At 57.3% G+C, this 1,605-nt stretch carries 1 protein-coding gene; it reads right to left on the minus strand.

Annotated features, from left to right (window positions below):
* Positions 1-40: 40 nt before the first annotated feature.
* A protein-coding gene (locus ACEN2R_RS20875; RefSeq protein WP_442044865.1) for an IS3 family transposase occupies positions 41-1,533 on the minus strand; the annotation gives its coding sequence in 2 pieces (ribosomal slippage) (positions 41-1,104 and positions 1,104-1,533; 1,494 coding nt in all).
* Positions 1,534-1,605: the final 72 nt, after the last annotated feature.

A 1,605-nucleotide genomic window follows, 5' to 3' on the forward strand; every position in this document is an offset into this window, starting at 1 on the left:
CGGAACGTGTCAACGACTTTGAGACAGTGGCCTTTGGAATTTAGGCTTGGGTTTCTTCGGTTGGTTTTGGTGGGTTGATCCAGACAGCGGTCGGGATTTGAGGCGGTTTTGGTTGTTTGTGTACGAAGCGTTCGGGCGTGGTGAGGAATGCCGCGTCGAGTGTTGCTTGTCGTGCGGCGTAGATTTCTTGGGCCTGCCCAAAATGAATCTGGTCGGGTGTCATTAGGCCGATCCCAGCGTGATGATGGTCTTGATTATACCATGCAAAGAACCTGCGGCAGAACGCACGGGCCTGTTCGATGGTTTCAAAGTGTTTGGGGAACTCTGGCTGATATTTCAGTGTTTTGAAGTGGGCTTCGGAGAACGGGTTGTCGTTTGAGGTGTGGGGCCGACTGTGGGATTTGAGCACACCAAGATCAACCAGCATCAGGGCTGTCGTCTTTGCCTTCATGGGCCCACCGCGATCTGCATGCAATGTCAGCTGATCGCGTGGGACCTCGTGTTTTTCCATCGCGTCGATGAACAGCTCTTTGAACTGGCTGGCGCTCTCCGCGTGCTCGACGCGCCAGCCAACAACGCGTCGGCTGAAGATGTCGAGGATGACATAGAGATAGAAGTAGGACCATTTCACCGGGCCCATCAGCTTGGTGATGTCCCAAGACCAGACCTGATTGGGGGCTTCAGCTAGAAGTTCTGGCTTTTGATAGACGGGATGTGTGCGCTGTCGGCGGCGCTCGGCCACTTCGCCCTGAGCGGCCAATATCCGATACATCGTGCGGATCGAACACAGATAGGTGCCTTCATCCAGCAAGGTGGCAAAGACCTCAGTGGGCGTCTGATCCGCAAAGCGGGGTTCGCGCAGATGGTGCAGCACCTGGTCCCGTTCCCTTTCAGGCAAGGCCCGCGAAGAAGGTGGTCTTGCCTTGCGCAGAGGTGGCGGGGCCGTCAGTGCCGCGCGGTGTCGAAGAACGCTTGCACGGGACAAGGACAGCGCGGAGCAAACGGCGGAGGTAAGACCGCTGCCGGGGGGCAAAGCAATCGCGGTGGCCATCATGATTTGCCGCCGCGCTCTTGCGTCTGCTCCATCTCGTCCAGAAGTGCCGCCACTTTTTTTTGGATTGCAATGATAGCTTCCGCCTGATCCAGACGACGCCGCAACGCTGCAACTTCACGGTTGGCCTTGGACAGCTCAGCTTGCAGTGGATTGTTAGGCGACATTTTCGGGCCACGATGACGCGGTTGCAATGCACCCAATGTGCCGGCCGCGCGCGCCCTACGCCAATCCGTCAGTGCCGAGGAGTAAAGCCCCTCCCGCCGTAGAATGGCGGAAACACCGCCGGTGTCTGCAGCATGATCCGTCTCATCCAGAATGCGCAGTTTATATTTGGCTGTGAAGCTGCGCCGCTTCGGTGTGCTTGTCAGTTCGGCCGTGGGAACCACTGGCGCTGAGACAACGCGGGCGGGCAATGTCGTGGACAAAACACCGTCAGATCCAGCATCCGGCGAAAGTGGTGTCTGTGAAGGCATAACCATGGGTTCGTTCTCCTGCGCCCTCAAGTGTAAACTTTAGCCAGTCAATTGTCTCACGCTTATTGGCACAGAGGG

Origin of the sequence: Pseudogemmobacter sp. W21_MBD1_M6, assembly GCF_052119585.1 — a bacterium.
Classification (GTDB): Bacteria; Pseudomonadota; Alphaproteobacteria; order Rhodobacterales; family Rhodobacteraceae; genus JBGQOJ01.